This is a genomic window from Pseudoalteromonas sp. SS15, assembly GCF_049257195.1.
In the GTDB taxonomy this organism is placed as follows: domain Bacteria; phylum Pseudomonadota; class Gammaproteobacteria; order Enterobacterales; family Alteromonadaceae; genus Pseudoalteromonas.
The window spans coordinates 266,930-286,062 of record NZ_JBMMUD010000005.1; the positions used below are offsets into that span (position 1 = coordinate 266,930).

Annotated in this window: 19 protein-coding genes; 10 read left to right on the forward strand and 9 right to left on the reverse strand. The window is 38.5% G+C overall.

The genetic code is table 11. The annotated features are described in order from the left end of the window. Positions 1-89 precede the first annotated feature (89 nt). From AAEU28_RS12405 to AAEU28_RS12420, 4 genes are read right to left on the reverse strand one after another with little or no spacing between them, the layout of a single operon-like run. Positions 90-1,295 (reverse strand): EAL domain-containing response regulator, encoded by a 1,206-nt coding sequence (locus tag AAEU28_RS12405; RefSeq protein ID WP_421964398.1) that lies wholly within the window; start codon positions 1,293-1,295, stop codon positions 90-92. Between the two features lie 8 nt (positions 1,296-1,303). After that, positions 1,304-1,654: a response regulator gene (locus AAEU28_RS12410; protein ID WP_421964399.1), complete on the reverse strand. Its 351-nt coding sequence runs from the start codon at positions 1,652-1,654 to the stop codon at positions 1,304-1,306. Beyond that, a complete protein-coding gene (locus AAEU28_RS12415; RefSeq protein ID WP_421964400.1) occupies positions 1,629-3,452 on the reverse strand; it encodes a PAS domain S-box protein in 1,824 nt (607 codons plus the stop codon). Before AAEU28_RS12415 ends, AAEU28_RS12410 begins: the two co-directional genes overlap by 26 nt. A 35-nt stretch (positions 3,453-3,487) precedes the next feature. Beyond that, positions 3,488-4,513 (reverse strand): response regulator, encoded by a 1,026-nt coding sequence (locus AAEU28_RS12420; protein WP_421964401.1) that lies wholly within the window; start codon positions 4,511-4,513, stop codon positions 3,488-3,490. A gap of 118 nt (positions 4,514-4,631) precedes the next feature. Here AAEU28_RS12420 and AAEU28_RS12425 point away from each other — a divergent pair, with 118 nt between their 5' ends. Next, positions 4,632-5,318, forward strand: coding sequence for a response regulator transcription factor (locus tag AAEU28_RS12425; protein WP_421964402.1), 687 nt, complete (start codon positions 4,632-4,634; stop codon positions 5,316-5,318). A 17-nt stretch (positions 5,319-5,335) separates the two neighbouring features. Here AAEU28_RS12425 and AAEU28_RS12430 read toward each other — a convergent pair whose 3' ends face one another. Continuing rightward, positions 5,336-7,492 (reverse strand): exonuclease domain-containing protein, encoded by a 2,157-nt coding sequence (locus AAEU28_RS12430; protein ID WP_421964403.1) that lies wholly within the window; start codon positions 7,490-7,492, stop codon positions 5,336-5,338. 287 nt (positions 7,493-7,779) lie between these two features. On the opposite strand from AAEU28_RS12430, the gene cspE reads away from it, so the two are divergent. Both cspE and AAEU28_RS12440 read left to right on the forward strand, forming a co-directional pair. Next, a complete protein-coding gene (gene cspE / locus AAEU28_RS12435; protein ID WP_058029451.1) occupies positions 7,780-7,986 on the forward strand; it encodes a transcription antiterminator/RNA stability regulator CspE in 207 nt (68 codons plus the stop codon). 523 nt (positions 7,987-8,509) lie between these two features. After that, the gene (locus AAEU28_RS12440; protein ID WP_421964404.1) at positions 8,510-8,812 is read left to right on the forward strand and encodes a hypothetical protein; all 303 of its coding nucleotides are present in this window, start codon (positions 8,510-8,512) and stop codon (positions 8,810-8,812) included. A 5-nt stretch (positions 8,813-8,817) separates the two neighbouring features. On the opposite strand, the gene AAEU28_RS12445 is transcribed toward AAEU28_RS12440, so the two are convergent. Further along, a complete protein-coding gene (locus AAEU28_RS12445) occupies positions 8,818-9,261 on the reverse strand; it encodes a hypothetical protein (RefSeq protein ID WP_421964405.1) in 444 nt (147 codons plus the stop codon). Positions 9,262-9,370: 109 nt separating this feature from the next. Here AAEU28_RS12445 and AAEU28_RS12450 point away from each other — a divergent pair, with 109 nt between their 5' ends. From AAEU28_RS12450 to AAEU28_RS12475, 6 genes are all read left to right on the forward strand, one after another. Then, a complete protein-coding gene (locus tag AAEU28_RS12450) occupies positions 9,371-10,378 on the forward strand; it encodes a S41 family peptidase (protein ID WP_421964406.1) in 1,008 nt (335 codons plus the stop codon). Positions 10,379-10,434: 56 nt separating this feature from the next. Continuing rightward, positions 10,435-11,268 (forward strand): DUF6279 family lipoprotein, encoded by an 834-nt coding sequence (locus tag AAEU28_RS12455; RefSeq protein ID WP_421964407.1) that lies wholly within the window; start codon positions 10,435-10,437, stop codon positions 11,266-11,268. A 142-nt stretch (positions 11,269-11,410) separates the two neighbouring features. Further along, the gene (locus AAEU28_RS12460) at positions 11,411-11,794 is read left to right on the forward strand and encodes a thioredoxin family protein (RefSeq protein ID WP_421964408.1); all 384 of its coding nucleotides are present in this window, start codon (positions 11,411-11,413) and stop codon (positions 11,792-11,794) included. Between the two features lie 2 nt (positions 11,795-11,796). Next, the gene (locus AAEU28_RS12465) at positions 11,797-12,507 is read left to right on the forward strand and encodes a cytochrome c biogenesis CcdA family protein (RefSeq protein ID WP_421964409.1); all 711 of its coding nucleotides are present in this window, start codon (positions 11,797-11,799) and stop codon (positions 12,505-12,507) included. Positions 12,508-12,755: 248 nt separating this feature from the next. Beyond that, positions 12,756-13,025 (forward strand): DUF2798 domain-containing protein, encoded by a 270-nt coding sequence (locus tag AAEU28_RS12470; protein WP_421964410.1) that lies wholly within the window; start codon positions 12,756-12,758, stop codon positions 13,023-13,025. Further along, positions 13,022-13,453: a YtoQ family protein gene (locus AAEU28_RS12475; protein WP_421964411.1), complete on the forward strand. Its 432-nt coding sequence runs from the start codon at positions 13,022-13,024 to the stop codon at positions 13,451-13,453. Before AAEU28_RS12470 ends, AAEU28_RS12475 begins: the two co-directional genes overlap by 4 nt. An 88-nt stretch (positions 13,454-13,541) precedes the next feature. Here AAEU28_RS12475 and AAEU28_RS12480 read toward each other — a convergent pair whose 3' ends face one another. The 3 genes from AAEU28_RS12480 to AAEU28_RS12490 all read right to left on the reverse strand — a co-directional run bounded on the left by AAEU28_RS12480 (position 13,542) and on the right by AAEU28_RS12490 (position 18,045). Then, complete coding sequence (locus AAEU28_RS12480; protein WP_421964412.1) at positions 13,542-14,897, reverse strand: sensor histidine kinase; 1,356 nt, start codon at positions 14,895-14,897, stop codon at positions 13,542-13,544. Between the two features lie 95 nt (positions 14,898-14,992). After that, a complete protein-coding gene (locus tag AAEU28_RS12485; protein ID WP_421964413.1) occupies positions 14,993-16,948 on the reverse strand; it encodes a HAMP domain-containing methyl-accepting chemotaxis protein in 1,956 nt (651 codons plus the stop codon). A 152-nt stretch (positions 16,949-17,100) separates the two neighbouring features. After that, positions 17,101-18,045, reverse strand: a complete 945-nt coding sequence (locus tag AAEU28_RS12490; protein WP_421964414.1) for a sodium-dependent bicarbonate transport family permease — start codon at positions 18,043-18,045, stop codon at positions 17,101-17,103. Between the two features lie 94 nt (positions 18,046-18,139). Between AAEU28_RS12490 and AAEU28_RS12495 the strand changes: the two genes are divergently transcribed. Then, positions 18,140-19,093, forward strand: coding sequence for a LysR family transcriptional regulator (locus tag AAEU28_RS12495; RefSeq protein WP_421964415.1), 954 nt, complete (start codon positions 18,140-18,142; stop codon positions 19,091-19,093). The last annotated feature ends 40 nt before the right edge of the window (positions 19,094-19,133 follow it).

Sequence of the window (19,133 nt, forward strand, 5' to 3'; positions counted from 1 at the left end):
AACGCTGTCTCTTAAATAAAATATTCAACTAAGTCATATTTGTTGCTTGAGTACATCCAATTTAAGTATAGCCAACACTAAACTCTGTTCTAATGTGAGCTTCTAGATTTCTCGATTTTTTTTGAAATAAAGTAATTGAGTTCATTTGCTTTAAGCGGCTTTGAAAGTAAGAAACCTTGCACGATACAATTCCCTTGCTCTTGCAAGAAATCAAGCTGTGCTTGTGTCTCTACCCCTTCAACAATCAAGGTAAAATTTAAGGAGCTAACAAGGTTAAAGGTTGCACACACGATTGCTTGTGCTTTGGTATTTTGGCCTAATTGCGAAACAAAGCTTCTGTCTATTTTAATTTCATCGAAGGGCAAATCTACGAGTTGGCTAATAGACGAATAACCTGTGCCAAAATCATCAATAGACAATTTAACCCCAAAGAGCTTCAATCTTGATATTGCATATAACGCCTCTGCGTTCATTTGTATTGCAATGCTCTCTGTGAGCTCTAAAGTGATCTGTGAGGGTGTAACTTGGTAGCGCTTAAATAACTGCACCAAGCTATCAGCAAAGTCTTTATCTAAGTTTTGTGCTGATATATTAAAAGAGCATGTCAGCGTTTTATCTTGCACTAAATAATGACTGATTTCTTCAAGTGACTTATCTATCAATTTCAACGTGTAGTCATCTATTAAATGACACTTTTCAAGCACCGAAATGAATTCAAAAGGACTCACATTGCCAAGTTCAGGATGATTAATTCTGGTTAGGCATTCCAACCCTGTTAAGGCTGAATTAATGCTAGAAAACTGCGGTTGAAATACAGGATAAACGTATTCATTTTTAAACCAAATCGCTAAATCAGCCGCTTTCAAAGATGACTCTATACTCGGTTTTATTTTTTCTAATGAGACTCTGGTTTTATTGGGACACACATTCGCCATCTCAATTAGCTCTGAAAGCTTAGATAACTTAATGGGTTTGCTGAGCGAGCCTGCAAAAGTAATATCTAACTTTTTCACTGTCGCTTCAACCGATGAGATAATTTCTTCATCAGCACCAGACATCACCGCAAGGCTGCTAGAAAAGCTATTTTCAGCCAGCTCTAAAATGACATCTAAGGCATCTTTATCTGGCATATAAATATCAATTAAACACAAATCTTCATTGCTCATATTAGAGATACAAAATGATGCATAGGATGTGTGCCCCTCAAAATCTAACCCAAGCGCATCTGCGAATCCTGACAAAATATCGATATACCCGGGGTCATCATCTAAGACTATCAATCTATTTATCGACATAATCCCTCCTAATGCGCCATTTCAAAGCCGGGTGACAACAACTTAACTGTGTCTAACAACTCTGCCAATCTAAATGGTTTTGCAACCAAGGCATCAAACTCATAACGAGTATCAATTTGAATATCACCGGTCACTAAAACTTTTTTAATCTGGCTCGGTACTCTTTGCGCGATTTCATCGCCTTTAAGTGTTTCAAGACGAAAATCAACAAATAAAATATCGGGCGGATTAGCAATACAAAATTCAATGGCCGCAAACTCATCGTTAAAGACAGTTAAATCAACCCTTTTTTCTTTGAAAAAACAAAGGAAAATATCGGTTAGATACACTTCATCATCTAGGTAAACTATGCTGACCATCTTGCACCTCTTTTTCTATTTCCGGGAATGTGATCACAAAGCTGGCTCCCAGTTCATTGTTTGTCATCGCAATTGCTGCTTGGTGGTCGTCCAAAATACCTTTTACAACCGAAAGACCTAACCCTGTACCATTTGCTGCGAGCTTTGTTGTGACAAACGGCTCAAAAATCGTTTCTATTACCGATGGACATATTCCGCCTCCGGTATCTTCTATCACTAACTTGGGTAACGTGTCTTGATTGATAAGCTCGACGGTGACTGTTCTTAACTTGTGCTTTGCAACCGCATCTAACGCATTGTTGATTAAATTTATAATCACTTGCTCTAGTTCAATGTGATTACCCAATACCCATACTTCGTTATGGGCATTCAAATAAATTTTAGAAAGCTGACGTTTGGCTCTAGGTAAAGTGAGTGAGATTGCGTCATTAACAATTTCTAGTAAGTTCACGGGTAATTTTTGAGGGGTATCATCGGTTCTTGAGAAGCGCTTTAAGTTTTTAACTATATGAGTGATTCGGTCGCAAGACTTTAGGATTGCCTGATACTTATCATTTTCACTCCCACCTTGCATCTGCAATAGTTCTGCATAGCCAGAAATGATCCCCAAGGGATTATTAATTTCGTGAGCCACACTCGCTGCAAGTTCGCCTAACGCGGAGAACTTCGCATTTTGAATACTCTTTTGTCTTTCTTGCTTGAATTTTATCTCGTTTGATTTTTTTTCATGAATATCTTGCACTGTGCCTGATAGGAAAAAAGCACCTTTACCAGTGTTATTTGGCTTTCCTGTGAAATTAACCCACTTCTTTTCACCGCTTTGTAAATTCACTAAACACTCTCTGGAGAATGCTCGTTGTTGTTTTTCACAAAACTTAATGTCATCAAGTAAACTTTGTTGATCTAACTCTGTTAAACATGCAAGTATTTGCAAAAACGAGATATCGTTATTGTATTTTGAGTCTAAATTAAAAATTTTGTAGGTTTCTTGAGTACAAGTTAATTGCTGAGTTTCTACATTAAGCTCCCAGCCACCAACTTTGGCTATTTCGCCCGTCTGATTTAACATCTCTAATGTTTTATCATTCAATTTCTGAAAATGAATTCGCTCCGTAATATCTTGTCTGAGGGCAATAAAGGCTTCTATTTTGTTATCTATATCAAATACCGGAATAATGATGCTTTCGACAATATATAAGTCACCATCTTTTTTTCTATTTTTGATTAACCCCGTCCAAACTTGACCTGATGAAATAGTTGCCCACATCTCTTTAAAAAAAGCCCTATCATGACATCCTGAGTTCACTATTTTATGGGTTTTACCAATAAGCTCTTCACTGCTGTAGCCGCTGATATCGCAAAACTTCTGATTAACCTCGCAGATCACCCCTCTCACATCTGTTTTAGCAAAAATGATATTCTCTGTAATGGCTTGATAGAGCTGTGTATATCGGCTTGAAGTTAGTCGCTCAGAGGTGACATCTCTAGCCGTGGCAAATATCAACTGCGTTTCATGATCGAATGTAGCCTTCCAATTCAATATTTTGATTTCTTTACTGGCGGAGATATAGCGGTTTTCAAAATTAATAACCTCTTTTCCTGCACCCAAACATTCAAGTTCATGGACGGTTTTACTCACATCATCAGGATGGACAAGATTTAGAAAGGATTCAGATAACAAATACGCTTTGTCGAAACCCAAGCAATTTATAAAAGCGTCATTAACTTGAATAAATTTACCATCTAGGGATGCAATACAAAGTAGCTCGTTAGAATAATTAAAAAACCGCTCAAACATACTTAATTTCCTAGCACCAGTTCATAGGCCCGTATTCATCTAATGGCATATTTTTGAACAGATTGATGGCTACTAGACACAAGCTCAGTGGCTTTGCCTATTGTGTCTTTAAGCTGACCTAATTCATCTGGAACCTTTGAGCTCTCTTTATCAGAGGGATTGAATGAATGCTTGCACAGTTCTGCCAACAACATTTGGCTTTGTTTTAATTCGTAGGCCAGCTTGCCTAAATGAGACTGTGCGTAAAGCGCGCGAATTTTGTCATCAACAATGTAAGCAATAGATAAAATATGATCTTGTATTTCAAGCATATAATCTTTTTGCGATGCAACTTTACGTATTAAAATAGAGACATATTCGGAGTTAAATAATAAATGGTTATTAAACTCTTTTATGCCTGCTTTATAACTTGCCAAAGATGAGAACTTATCATCGTCTTCTGATAACACTTTTCCACCGCCTCTAAAGTCGCTCAGCACATCAGGTCTTATGTAAATCGCAGCATTAAATCCCAATGTTTCTATTGACTCAGATAGCCTTGAAATAAGGCTATTAAAGTCTTTACAGCTAGAAATGCTACGAAAACAAAATAATGCTTTTTTGTAGCTCATGGTTAATTCAGAAGAAACATGGGTTTGCGATGACGCCACTTTGGCTTCTTCAAGTGCCATTTGATAAAGCAAATGTTTATCAATGCTGGTAGACACTTTTTTCCTAAGCTCTTTGACTTGAAACGGTTTTGAAAGAAAATCTACAGCACCGATGTCAAACGCTAGCATTTTCTTAGAAAGACTGGTTTCACCCGACACAAAAATAATGTCGCTGTGTTTAAGTGAATAATTTTGACCTTTGAGTTGGTTACAAAACTCAAACCCATTTAAATCAGGCAGGTTCAAATCAAGAATAATCGTATGTGGATTAATATCATGAATGTTTAGTAATGCATCGCTAGCACAACTAAATGCATAGACATCAAACTCATCAACTAAAATAGTGTGATACAGCTCTAGATAATTTTGATCATCATCGACTAATAAAACTTTGCCTTTAATGCGTTCCATAATCACTGTTTCTCATTTCTTACTTTCGTGGAAAAGACTAATTCAGGTATACAGCATATTTTTGTCTATACTTTTTCTTAGATGTTTCTGAAATGTTTCTTATTCCAAGGGCGCTAATTTGAATTCAATATTGCTCATTGAAGATGATGTACAACTTAGTGAAATGACGTGTGCCTATTTAGAGCTGTGTGGTTTGAAGGTCACGGCGGCACCTTCTGCGAATGATTGTTGGTCATTACTTGAATCCAATACTTTTGATTTGATCATTCTAGATTTAGGCTTGCCCGATGAAGATGGCTTGGTTCTATTAAGAAAGATCAGAGCACAAAACTGTGACACCCCGATCATTGTTTCTTCAGGTAGAGCATCTGATGAAGACAAAATTGCTGGGCTTGAATTTGGAGCCAATGACTATCTAGCAAAGCCTTATAAAGTCAAAGAGTTGATGTTGCGGATCAAAATATTGCTCAAATCAACGCAGCTATCCGATTCTAGTATCAATTTAGTTAAGCTTGGGGTGACGTCTTTAAACCTTGTATCTCATGAACTCGTTAATAGTGACGGCCATGAAATAGCTCTCACCGCACACGAATATGCCGTATTGAAGTTTTTAGTGAAAAATGCTCAACGAACTCATTCTAGAGAAGCAATCATAGATGCCACCCATTTAGAAGAAGGTCCTGAATCTTCTCGTGCTGTAGACACCATCATTTGCCGATTAAGAAAGAAAGTTGAAATTGATCCCAAAAAACCAACTGTGATTAAAACAGTCAATGGTGTTGGCTATAAAATCGTAATTGGTTAAACATTTTCATCAACACATCAACTCACTGTATTTACCCTTGCTTTATTTATCCTAATGAACAATTCTGCGGTTGCCATCGCATCATTTAATGCTCTGTGGTGACCGACAAGGCTAATATCCAGATCTCTGCAAATATTGCCTAAAGAGTATGATTTATGCCCCGGAATGAACTTACGACCAAGTGACACGGTGCATAACTTGGCGCGCTTATAATACATGCCACAACGTGCAAACTCAGCGCGAATAAACCCCATATCAAAATTCACGTTGTGGGCAACAAAAATACACCCCTTTGTGAATGATGCTATGTGCTCAGCAATCTCAACAAACTCTGGCGCATCGCGAACCATCTGATTATCAATGCCTGTTAATTCGGTAATGTATTTAGGAATGTGTTTGTTCGGATTAACTAATGAGCTCCAATGCTCAACAATCTCTTCACCAATGACTTTGACCATTGCGACTTCGGTAATGCGCTCATATTCTTTTTTACCCCCCGTGGTTTCTACGTCTATGACCACATATGGCTGGGCGGGATCAATTTGCCACTCAACTTTTTTAATCGAGACATCAAAGCCTGCTTTTAATAACTGGTTCATGGTCACCAGTTGATTGCGCCTTAAACTGTCACCAGGCGCTTTGACTTCGACACAAAACAACTCTGTGTCTTTAACACAAATAAGATCGGGGTAGCCGTCTTTTAGCCCTTTGTAGTTTTTTGCCATGGCTCGAAGATACGCACAAAGCGCCTCAATGGGTGCATGCTTTAACAATAATGAGAGCTCATCAAACAGGCTCTCATACCAAGCAATAAAGCCATTAGGCTTGCCATAATGCGCCGTGGTTTGTTTTAGCAACCAAGTGTATAAATCATGATTGCTCGAAAAACTAGCTAAACGCTTTTCAATATTTACTTCAAATATGTCGTAAAAGATATTTTCTTTTATGGGTTTAGGTAGCCGAGAAAATTCATTACCTAATCCACTGAGTTCATGTTCATAAAGTTCGGGCCAAAATGTTAAACAAAACAATGCACGCCAAATAACATTCTCACAGTGAATCGCGGTGATCCCTTGACGAGCAAAACTATCGATCAGCCCTTGCTCCGGCGAGCCAACAAATGCTTCATCTAACGGGACAGCCTCCCCTGCGTTTCTAAGCATATTTGTTAAAATTGAAGTGCGTTCAGAACCAAACTTTCTTCTTGAAAAGTCCTCAGCAAAAATTAATAAGCCTTCGTCTGCTGAGTGTTCAATAATATCGTCAAGCTTTTGCTTACAAGCCTCTATGTCACCTTGAGCATATAAAGTTCTTACTAACTTTTCTTGCGCACTGACATGACCGCTAAGCATCATTAACTGTGTGGCAAGCTGTGCATGCTCAGGCAGACAAAACACAGCAAGTTTATAAGTCAGCGTGTTGTATTTAGATTCGGCCTGAAAGCCCGTTGGTTTTGGAGAATCATAGCTTGCAAGGGTGTGTGCCAATGTCAGTTTTTCATCGTCACTTAATGTTTTTAAAGATTGTAGTAATTTAGAGAAATGAAAAGCGGTTTGCGCTTCTTCTTGCTCGTCAAAATGGGCGTTTATTTGTGTATTTTCTTTTTCATGTACATTCAAAACACCCAGGTCGCGCATGGAAAACTGTGAAAGTGTGCCGCCCAATTTGCCAAAATAAACAAATAAGCAAAGCTCAAAAATCGGCTTAAAATCAGAATACACATAACGATTAAACACCGAGCAGTGTTGTACATTAATATGCTGTATTTGCTGCAAGACCGCCTCTATCCAAGCTTGCTTTTTAGCAGATTTAACGGGCGTGTTCTCGAGGTTTGAATTAATACATACTTGCTGAAGATCTTGTTTTTTCAGCTCTTTAATTAACTCATGAGGTGGTTTATGAATTGCAAACTTAACTAGCTCAGCGTCAAGTAGGTCACTGAGAGCAAGCTCAATATCTGTTATTTCGTCGTAGTTTAAGTGCTCTTTAAAAACAAACTCACTTTTTCTATTTACGATACGCAATAACAGACACAGCGCTGATTCATTTAATAAAGCCAATTTCTCTAATTGTTGCCATTGTTTATCAGTAAATAGATGCATACTTGTCGAGCGCAAGAAATTCATTAATTCATTGAAATGTGACAAGTAATACTTTTCAGGTAGGGCTTTCATAACAAACAACAACTGTATATCAATACAGTTATCATATTTCAGATGCTCTGAGCTGTCCAGTTACTGTCTAGTTACCGTTCACTCAAGAAAAATTTTTAAGAAATAACTGGACTTACTCAATCATTGCCTATAAAGTGCGCATCAGCTAGAAAGAAAGTCTAAATTTAAAATCTACATTTCGTTGTACTACTCGTAATACTCGTCCTGAAGCTTTAAGTTCAAGTTTTATTTTCCAAGCAATACCGCCTTCGGGCACATTTTTACAATATATTTTTTAGGATATGATTATGTCTAAAGTAACTGGTACAGTTAAGTGGTTCAACGAATCTAAAGGTTTTGGTTTCATCGCTCAAGAGTCTGGCGCAGACGTATTTGCACACTTCAGTGCAATTTCTGGCGACGGTTTCAAAACTCTAGTTGAAGGCCAAAAAGTTGAGTTCACTGTAACTCAAGGTCAAAAAGGTCCTCAAGCTGAGAACATCGTAGTACTTTAATTTTTAATTAAAATACTCTGAAAAAGCAGACATTGTCTGCTTTTTTTGTACCTGGAAATAACTGTCACCACTTTTCTATTAGCTAGTAAACCTAAAACCATATCTTTCTGCGCATAACATTATGCTCACAAAATGCAGAAACCTGCTTTCACTTTTTTATACCAATCCTCCTAATTAAGTGATCTATTTTGAGGCAATGAAAACTTGTCCATAGCACCGCTCACGCGTCCTGCTATCGCTGAGGTACCTACATCCATGTAGGCAAGGCGAAAATTTTGCTATTTAGTTGTTCTAAATAAGAAACTTTTAACGAAACTAGCGTCAGTTTTAGTCCCTCAAAATGATTAAGTATTATTGAAGATTGGTATTGAGTAATTCATATATTAAATTAGTTGCTCTATACCAATACTATTAATTCAATACTCTATTTCGAGGATTGGTTTTAGTGTCACTGGTTTGTATTCAAACGATCAGCTAAGCTAATTAATAAAATTTTAAAAATGATTTTTAGAAAAGGAATAAGATGGCTGCACCACTTACAAGCCCAGCGACTATTCAAATTGGCGCGATGCGTTCTGATGGCCAACTGTCTTTAAATGATCAAGGTTTGAGCTTTAAACCTGCAAGCAAATCTTTATCTTTAGGGGCTTTAAAGATTGCCTTATCTGAAGTGAGTCAAGTTGAGCAGTGTTTAGCCAAAGGGGCAGGATTTTTGCCGATTTCAGAGCAAGCGATGCGAGTCACTTTAAACACGGGCAAACAGTATGAATTTGTTTTAGCAGAACAAGAGGATTGGGTAAGTGCGATAAACCAACTACTTAATTAATGCGATTACCCACACTTCTGTAATAACTGTTGTGTTAGCCACGTTTGTGCATGCTCATGGGTTTCGAAAAACGCAATATTTTGCTCGAGCAAAGCCGGTGAACGCTGCAGTATGATATGTTTCGTCATTCTGTCATTGACGATAAATGCTTTAGCAATAATCGGCTGAGTGTTGAGCCAAACATTGTAGGTTTGCAGAGTTTGGTATGCCTCAGGCGTGCCACCTTCAAGCTCTAAATCATCAATCAGCATGGCGAAAGGCTCGCCATTTAATGCTTTAACGATGTTTTTGACCGATTCGGTATAGTTAAAGCACCCTCTTTCATTGAAACTGCCACATAACTTTGCACTGATAATATTATTTTCTAATAGCGTTGTTGAAAAACGCCCATGTCCACGTTTAGAAGTAATTGCCATAGTACGAAATAAGACCGAAAAAACTGGCGGCATTATAACCAATCTAACCCTGCTATTGTTGAACTTTATCAATTTATGCTCAAAAAAATGAACAAATATCCTTGTGCAAAGTCTGAGCACTAAATAATAAAAAGGCAGAAAAATGAAAAACTGGTTAATATCAACGCTATTACTTACAAGCTTGTCGGTAACGGCCAGCAATCTTGACACAAGTAGAGCGGAGCTCATCGCTGCACTACAAACACAAATAGCTAAAAACTATGTCGATGTAAATAAAGTCGAGCGTATCAACAAAAGCTTGACCACGCTTTCCCCTGAGGTGTATTCGCCTCTTTCAAATGAAAAATTTATCGCACTAATAACAAAGACGTTAGAGAAGCATGATGCACATTTTTCTTTTCAAGAAAAGCCTGACCAAACAAAAAAACAACCCGCTAAAGAAAGCTGGTTTAGCCGTTTATCAAGAAGTAACTCTGGCTTTAACTCTGTTGAAAACTTAAAAGGCGGTGTTGGCTATTTCGATTTTTGGGGGTTCGATTCAGTCAATGATAAATCACGAAAAAGAGTCTCTGCGGTTATGCAACTGGTATCTGATAGCCAAGCAATCATCATAGATTTAAGAAATAACGGTGGTGGTAGCGCAGAAATGGTGCAGCTAATAAGTAGCTACTTTCTTGAAGGTAAAGTACATTTAAATAGCTTCTATTCGCGCTCTTCTGATTCTAGAACTGAGTTTTGGACATTTACAGATATACCTGCCATTTTTAAACAAGACGTTCCCGTTTATATTCTAACCAGTAAAAAGACATTTTCTGCTGCTGAAGAGTTTGCCTATAACTTTAAACACTTGAAGCGTGCAACCTTAATCGGTGAAAAAACCAAAGGCGGTGCAAACCCTTGGCAATGGTTTGAGGTAGGTGCATCACATCGGGTAGCCGTTCCAACCTCAATGGCAATTAACCCAATCACGCAAACAAATTGGGAAGGCGTAGGTATTAAGCCTGATATAAACACAGTTGCAGACAGCGCCTTTGATATAGCCTATCAAAAAGCACTGTTAGACATTAAATCTAAAACAAAAAATCCATTTTTAACTGATGAAATCAATATTGAGTTATCCAAGTTAGAAAAGAAGCAACAACAGCTTTAAGTAATCTAAAACGGAATTAACACCGTAAAGTTACATAGGCACAGAAAGGAAAACTTATGAAAAAGCATTGTTTAATCTTATTACTCATACTGTTAACAGGCTGCTCGACTAAATTCGCTTATAAGAACGCAGATTGGTTGGCTTATTGGTATGTTGACGATTATGTATCATTAAACGATGCGCAAGAAAACCTTCTCGATGAGCACCTCAAAACTTGGCTTGATTGGCATAAAAAAAGTGAATTACCTGCTTATATCGCCCATTTAAAACAACTCAAATCAGACATAGAACAAGGAAACATCACCCCAAAGCGTATTGCCTACCATAACGATAAAGTCATTGCACATTGGCATTCTGTGCGTGCAGAAATTGTGCCCGACCTAGTCGCTTTAGCGCCCAGCTTGACTGAAAAACAAATAAACAATCTGTTCGAAGAACTCGCAGAGGAAGAAAAAGAAAAGCAAGAAAAACGTGCAAAACTCAGTAATGAAAAACGCCAAAAACGTTGGTTTAGCCGCACGGAGAATTCACTAGAAAACTGGTTGGGTGACATCAGCTCATCTCAACACAAAATGGTCAAATCACTTTACCTTGCTCAATCACCAACGTCTCATTTGTGGTCAGATTATCGAGCACGTTATCAAGCCACTCTCAAAACAGTGTTATTAAATATTGCTTCTGAAAGTAAAGAACAAGACAAACTTAAATCACTATTACTAAACCCTGAATCATTTCGAAGCGACGAGCTAAACAAATTGAACAACCAAAACCGTCAAAGCTACCACGATTTTTTATATGGTGTTTTTCTAAGTTTAACTGACAAACAAAAACAGCACCTCTTAAGTGAAATTGATGATTTAATTAATGATATTTCAGAGTTGTCACAATAAGTTTGCTTTTAATCTCTAATAAATTGTTTAGTGATTTTTATAACTAAACTTAGTTTAAAAATTATTTTTATGTTTTTTTGAAATTAAAAGCACACTTTCTCTCTCTACTAGAGCAATTAATCAGTCTTTTAGAGAGAGCAACATGAAGTATATTTTCACCAGTCTTATTAGCTTATTTATGGCATTTTCTGCCTCTGCATTTGAAAAACAGCCATTTAGTGAAGCACTGTTTTCAGAACTACAAGCACAAAATGCGGTCATCATGATTGATGTATATGCCCCTTGGTGCCCAACGTGTAAAAAACAACAAAAGCTTTTCCAACAATACCATGAGCAAAACCCAGATAAACCGTTTCATGTACTTGTTGTAGATTATGACAACGATAAGCCGTGGGTAAAGAAATTTAGAGCACCTAGACAATCAACGCTGCTTTTATACAAGGGTGACAAGCAGTTTTGGTATTCAGTTGCAGAAACTCGTTTTGATGTAATCGAAGAAAAATTAAATAGTGCATTTAAGTTTTAATCATGGGTATTGAATTTGTCTCTTTGCCATTAGCATTAATGGCTGGTGTGCTAAGCATTCTCTCACCGTGCGTGTGGCCCCTTGTGCCCATTGTGATGGCTTCATCATCAAATAGCGGAAAAAAAGGTCAATTTGCATTAGCACTGGGGTTGAGTGTGGCATTTGCACTTGCAGGTGGTGTTTTAACCTTTATTTTATTTAGCCTTGGTCTATCGCCAGAAGTCTTACGTTGGTTTGGCGCTGTCATGCTCGTGCTAATGGGTATCAGTTTACTGATCCCTAAAGTCGCCAATTGGTTATCGCTAGCATTAACAAAACTGACACCAGAGCAACAAACACAGCAGGGCGAGCAAGACGGTGCTTTCAATCAATTTATGATTGGCATGATGCTAGGTTTAGTATGGCTGCCTTGTGTTGGTCCAACACTTGGCGCGGCGATTGCTCTGGCATCGCTTGGTCAAGACTTACTGATGGCAAGCTCTGTGCTATTTTTATTTGGCTTAGGCACTGCGAGTGCTTTAATCATTACCAGTATTATCTCGACCAGTGTTTTACAAAAATTCCGGCCGAATGTATTCAGTAATGTTGAAAAGCTTAAAAAGCTGCTAGGAATACTGTTACTTATTTTGGCTATCATGGTCATAACCGGGTTTGATAAAACACTTGAAACAATCGCACTTAATTATTTACCTTCATGGGTGACTGGTGTTTAAATAATCCATTCTCAATTAAAGAAAGCCAATCAAATTTGGCTTCTTTTTCTTTAGTCAAAGGTAGCGTATTTATGATCTATTTAGATAACCTGAACTTTGGTTAAGAAGTTTACAAATACATTTTTATTAGGTGAAACATACTGTTGTAGTCTTCAGCCGGAAACTTTTAGGGATAACAAGGCGAATTTGCGCGTCAATAGCAAGCCTATTGCAAGTGAATTCAACGTAGTTAGCGTTAAAAGTGGCCGTTGAAGATAAATTTATTAGCCATAGTTCAGGTTAGTTATCAAAAACTCGTTTTCTCGTTCTTCATGGCATTGTTGATGTCGTGCATTATGTCTTTCGTCATTACGCTTTTTAATGTTGGTTTTATTGAAAATATCCTGCTTGTTTGGTTAAAAGCATGGGCTTTTGCGTTTGTTGTGGCGTTTCCAACCATTAATCTTGTCGCCCCCATCGTCAACAAACTGGTAAGCTTAGTTATTATTCAATCGACACCACATGAGGAGCAATCATGAAAATTTATTTATCTGGCGAAATTCACACTGATTGGCGCGAACAAATTATTACTGGGTGTAAAGCGAAAAACTTACCAGTAACATTTATTTCTGCAAATACCGACCATGAGAGTAGTGACGCCGCAGGCGATTGCTTGGGAGAAGAAGAAAAACAGTTTTGGCGTGATCACAAATCGGCAAAGGTTAATGCCATCAGAATTCAAAATGCCATTAAAAGCTGTGACCTTGCGGTGATCCGCTTTGGCGATAAATATAAACAATGGAATGCCGCGTTTGATGCCGGTTTCTGTGCTGCGCTATCAAAGCCTTATATTACTTTGCACGACGAGTCTATTATTCACCCTCTCAAAGAAGTTGATGGCTCTGCGCATGCCTGGGCGACCACTACTGAGCAAGTTGTTCAATTAATCGAATATACTTTGGTTTAAAGGTTTATAAAGCCATATTGCCAATTGCGCGGTTTATACCGCGCAAAACATAAGTTTATCATACGTGTTAGTTCTCAACCCGAGTGATTTAAGCCGTTTTTTCAACCTGTTGTTTCACAGGCAACTGAATAGTAAATACAGTGCCTTGGTTATCCGAATCTACGCTCAACTTGCCGTTATGCTCTTGGCATATAATTCGATAGCAAATCGCCAGACCCAGTCCTGTGCCCTCTCCCACCGGCTTGGTTGTGTAAAAAGGTGTGAAAATATCTTTTAGGTGTGACTTTGGAATACCGCAGCCTGTATCACTGACTTTTACTTCTATCCAATCATCGATAAATTGCGTGCTAATCGCGATTTTGCCTCGCTCAGAAATCGCTTGTTTCGCATTCATTATGAGATTCATAAACACTTGGTTGAGCTTGCCAATATTAACCGGCACCTCAGGTAAAGGCTGTAAATCAAGCGTGACTTCACACTCTGTTTTTAGCTCATTGCGAAGAATATTTAATGTGGATTCAATGCCTTGATTAATATCTGAGAGAATGAAAACATCAGAGTCTTCTCGTGAAAAACGTTTTAAATCTAGCATTATTTGCTTGGCTGATTTGAGGCCATTTAACGTTTCTTGCGTCAGTGCAGATAAGTCATCTAACACATAGTTAAACTCTTCGTCATAAAGTAAAGCTCGGCTCGTAACCGGTAGATCTGGATCTGATTTTACCCGTTGAATAACCTGAGTAAGTTCGGGTAAAAAGTCTTCTAAGACTGTGTTTAGATTACTAATTGAAAAGCCCAAAGGGGTATTAATTTCATGGGCAATCCCCGCTGATAGAACCCCCACAGAGGCCATTTTTTCAGATTGGATCAATGCAGCTTGATTCTTCGCGAGTTCATTTAAACTATGTTTTAACTCTTCGTTACTTCTTTCTAAGCGAACTTGTGTTTGCTTCAATTTCAATTGATATTGTGCTGATGCTATGCGCGGTGAGGCAATGTTAGCTATTACCTGTAATAAGGCTTGTTCAAATTCAGAATAGTCGTTTGGCTTATTTGATTCAGAGTCTATTACAGCTATGGTTTCTCCTTCATAGACTACAGGTACAGCAAGCTCAGACAAACCATCATATTGGTCATTGATGTAACGAGGATCAGTTCGGGTATCACAGACGATTTCGGCTTCACCCGTTAAAGCAACAGTACCAACAATCCCCTCACCCACAGGTATTTCTATTCGCTCAAATATCTCTCTATCTTTGGGGTTTTTTACGCCAAATGCAGCCATTTGCACGAGTTTATCGCCATTACGTAGATAAATGACGCAATCATCAAACTCCATGATTTCACCAACACCTTGTGCAATTGACCAAAGCAAATCGTCTAACTCAGCTTGGTTCAACATGGCTAGCGCAAAAGCATTAATTTTATCGACACCATACATCATAAGCAGTACCTCAAAGTATGCATATACAAAAGCATAGTTGAGATACTGCGTTATGGCTGAGTAAAAACCACTTAAATGGTTAATTTTTTATATAACTAGCGAACTCTAAATTGGTTAACAATCCCATCTAGCTCACTGGCAAGTTTGGATAAGTTATCTGCAATTTGAGAAGCTTGATCGGCCCCTTCCATCGTATCATGCGCTTTCTCATTAACGTTTTGCACACTGTCACTGATTTGCTGGCTCACCACATTTTGCTCTTCTGATGCACTGGCAATTTGTACATTCATATCTTTAATGGTGCCCACTGAGTGAGAGATTGTTTCTAAAACTTGCTCTGTTTTAGCTGTTTTTTCAGCAGTTTGCTCTACACCTTGCATATTTGCACGCATAGAATCGACTGAGCGTTTTGCTTCACTTTGTAGCTTAGAAATCATCACCTGTATTTCTTCTGTACTTTGTTGAGTGCGACTTGCTAATGACCTTACTTCATCGGCTACAACTGCAAATCCTCTACCCTGTTCACCAGCACGCGCAGCCTCAATCGCTGCATTCAAAGCGAGCAAATTGGTTTGATCTGCAATTCCTCTAATTACATCAAGAATAGAACCCACTGACTCAGTTTCGGCTTCTAAGTTTTCTATAGTTTGGCTAACATTGAGCATGGTTTCCACTAACTCAGCCATGGCCTGCTGCGTTTCTTGCACAACCTCTTTACCCGAAACCGCATCGTTATCTGCATTCATTGCCGAATCAGCTGCCATTTGCGCGCTTTGTGTAATTTCATTTACGGTAGCTGCCATTTGATTCATCGCTGTAGCTGTTTGTGTTAACTGTTCAGTCTGTTGCTCTGCGCCTATTTTTGATTGTGTGGTGATCTGATTCAATTCTTTTGATGTGTTGGTTACTTCAGTTGTTGATTGCATCACTTGCGCAATCATGGCATTTAACCTGTCCACCATTTCGCGCATAGCTAAATATATACCCGTCTCATTACCGGTATTTTGGAAACGATAAGTCAAGTCTCCTTGAGATACTGCTTGTACAATTTTCTCCATCTCAGTTGGCTCACCACCAATGGGGGTGCGAATGAGGTTTGAAATGAAATAACTCAAAAAGATACCGACCGCAATAACAATCAGGGAGAATACAATAATCGTCACAATTGCAGATTCACTATCAGCTTGTAGTTCAGGACCAATCTCGTCCTGACGGCTTTTACTGGCTAGCTTAATTGTTTCAATTTGCTCTGCAATTTCAGGCCCTATAGTATTCAATGAATTCTCTATGATGTTGTTGCGAGAAATAATTATATCTTGAATTTTTTTGATGCCCTCAACATATACCTCTGAACGACGCTTAAAATCATTAAATGCGGCAATATCACTGCTATTGCTTAATACCGCTTTTAATTTATCTGCTTCTCGCGCTACTTCATCGAACTCATCTAAAGCGCGCTGATATTCTTCCACAGAGTTATTGATAAGGAATTTACTGACGTATAAACGACCAAGTAGCAATGCTTCTTGCAATTTTGAGGATTTATGTAGTAAATCAGTGTCTCTGATTGACGCACTTCTATCAATTATTTTGGTAATACTTTTACGCATCTCAGCGCCATTACCATCTAAGTCATTTTGTACAACCAGGTTACGTTGTTCGAACAATTGAACCACTTGATTAAAAGCATCTTTGTATTGCTCTGCCTTAGATTGAATGTCATTAATTACACGGATTTTATTTGGATCTTTAAACTGAGATTTCCCCTGAGCAATAAGATCGTTTAGCAAAACAAATCGCTCGTTAAATTGATTAACACTCTGTTGGTCTTGTTCTTTTAAAAACTTCAGTGCATTAAGGCGAACAGACAATAAATTCGCTTGTATTCGACCAGATAAATTACTATCTCTGGCGTTCATTCGGTATTCGACAAAGTTGTCATGACCAGAGCTTAACGCAAAGTAGGACACTATGCTCACAACACTCAGCAGGGCAATCATTAAACCAAAAGCTAGGTTCAGTTGGGCGTTTAGTTTTAGACGTTGAAACATTAAAATGACTCTCAGTGATTAACACATCCTGTGCATTTTAGATCCATGAAAAGACTAGTTTTATAACTATAGATGATATATTAAGTTTTGCGGGATAATATTGATTAAAATTAACTTTTTAGAAATAAAGCTGGCAATGCCAGCTTTATTGATTATGCAAGATGCCACAAGGCTATTTGATGGTACACACCAATACCTATCACAACATTTAACGGGAAGGTCAAACCCAACGAGCTTAACATTGCTAAACCAATATCAGCCTCTTTAATGGATGCCTTAATCGCCGCTGGTGCTGCAATGTACGAGGCACTGGCCATAATACTCGCAAGTACAACGATAGAGCCTAGGGTTAAACCGAGCGCAGCACCGACGAATACACCTAAAGTACCTAAGATAAATGGTACGGTTAAAGCAAATATTGCCAGCTTCCAATACTTAAATGGCATCGGCCTTAACGTTTGCGCCGCTGTAATACCCATTTCTAGTAAAAATAGTGCCAATACCACTTTAAAGCTCGAAGTTAGTAGTCCTGTTACTTGTGCACCTTGCTGCTCACCATACATTAAACCGATAAACACACCACCAACGAGCAAAATGACACTTTTGTTTGTTAACGCTTCATGCCAAAGCGCTTTCATTGATACTTGCGAGCTAGTATCTTGAGAGAGCCTTCTAAATAACAATAGGCCAACAATAATTGCTGGTAGCTCTAGCAATACCAGGTACAAAGTAACTTCTGCACCGACTGTTAATTGGTTTGTTTCGGCATATGCCAGCGCTACAGCAAAAGTACCGGCGCTTACCGAGCCATAGTGGGCTGCAATACTTGCGCTATTGGCAATTGATAAGCCAATCAGCTTTCTCAAAATCGGGAATAAACTCAGTGGAATAAGTGCCCCTAACGACACAACCGCCAACATTTGCGGTAATAAAGACCAGCTCACATTACCATGTAATGCTATCCCCCCTTTTAGACCTATAGTCAACATGAGAAGCAGACTTAACGTGTCATAGGTAGCTTTGGGTATAGCAAGATCAGACCTCAATAAACCCGCAACGAGCCCAAGAATAAAAAACATTACGATGATATCTGGCATAAGCACTCCTTAATTTCGACGAGCGGCATTGTAAAAGACTCTTAATATTGATAAAAATTAAACTTAAAGAATATACCTATAGATAAATATCAATATGATTGAGCGATATCTCACTTTTCGGCTACTGAGAGTCTATGTGACTTTAGTACAAACCGGTTCAATTAGTGAAACTGCAAGGCGCCTTCACCTAACTCAACCAACCGTCTCGATACAATTAAAGAAACTGCAAGAATCAGTGGGGCAAACTCTGTATGTTTTTAAACAACAAAAATTTGTTTTAACAGAAGCTGGTAACGCGTTGTATTTATCGTGTCAGCGTATTTTTGCTTGTTTGGATGAATTCAATGCACAACTTACCGACATAAAAGCGGGACATTCTGGCCACTTAAAAATTGCTATGGTGAATACGGCGCAATACATCTTGCCTAGGTTAATTGGGCCTTTTCAGACGCTATATCCTGAAATAGACATTACCCTTGAAATCGGTAACCGTGAACAAGTGTTACAACGTTTCGAACGCGGGCTAGACGACCTTTATGTATTTAGTCACCCGCCCTCTCTTGAACATGCGATAGCTGAACCATTTTTGGCAAACCCGCTGGTTTTAGTTGCTGATAAAAGCCATCCTTTAAGCTCACGCAGCAGCATCAAGGCAAATGAGCTGGTAGAGCATCGTTTTTTAATGCGTGAACAAGGCTCAGCCACCAGAATGATGTTTGACGGCTTTTTACAAAGTAACAGTCTTGCGCCCGCCCATTTGCAGCAGCTTTCAAGTAATGAAGCAATCAAAGTGGGAATTTCATCTGGCATGGGCATTGGCATGCTTTCACAACATGTTTTAGATCTCCACAACGCAAATTTAACCGTATTACCCGTTGAAGGGCTGCCCTTAGTTAATCATTGGTACTTTATTGCAAGAAATGACCGTTATATGCCAAAAACAGCTTTAAAGTTTTTATCGTATTGCCAGTCATCGGTCGAAGACGTGCTTGGTAGTCCTTGGCAAGGCGAGCTAGAAGGGAAAATAGTCGCGTTTTTTGAGACTTAAGAAAGTAATCCCCAACTCGCTAACGCCTAACAGAATAGAT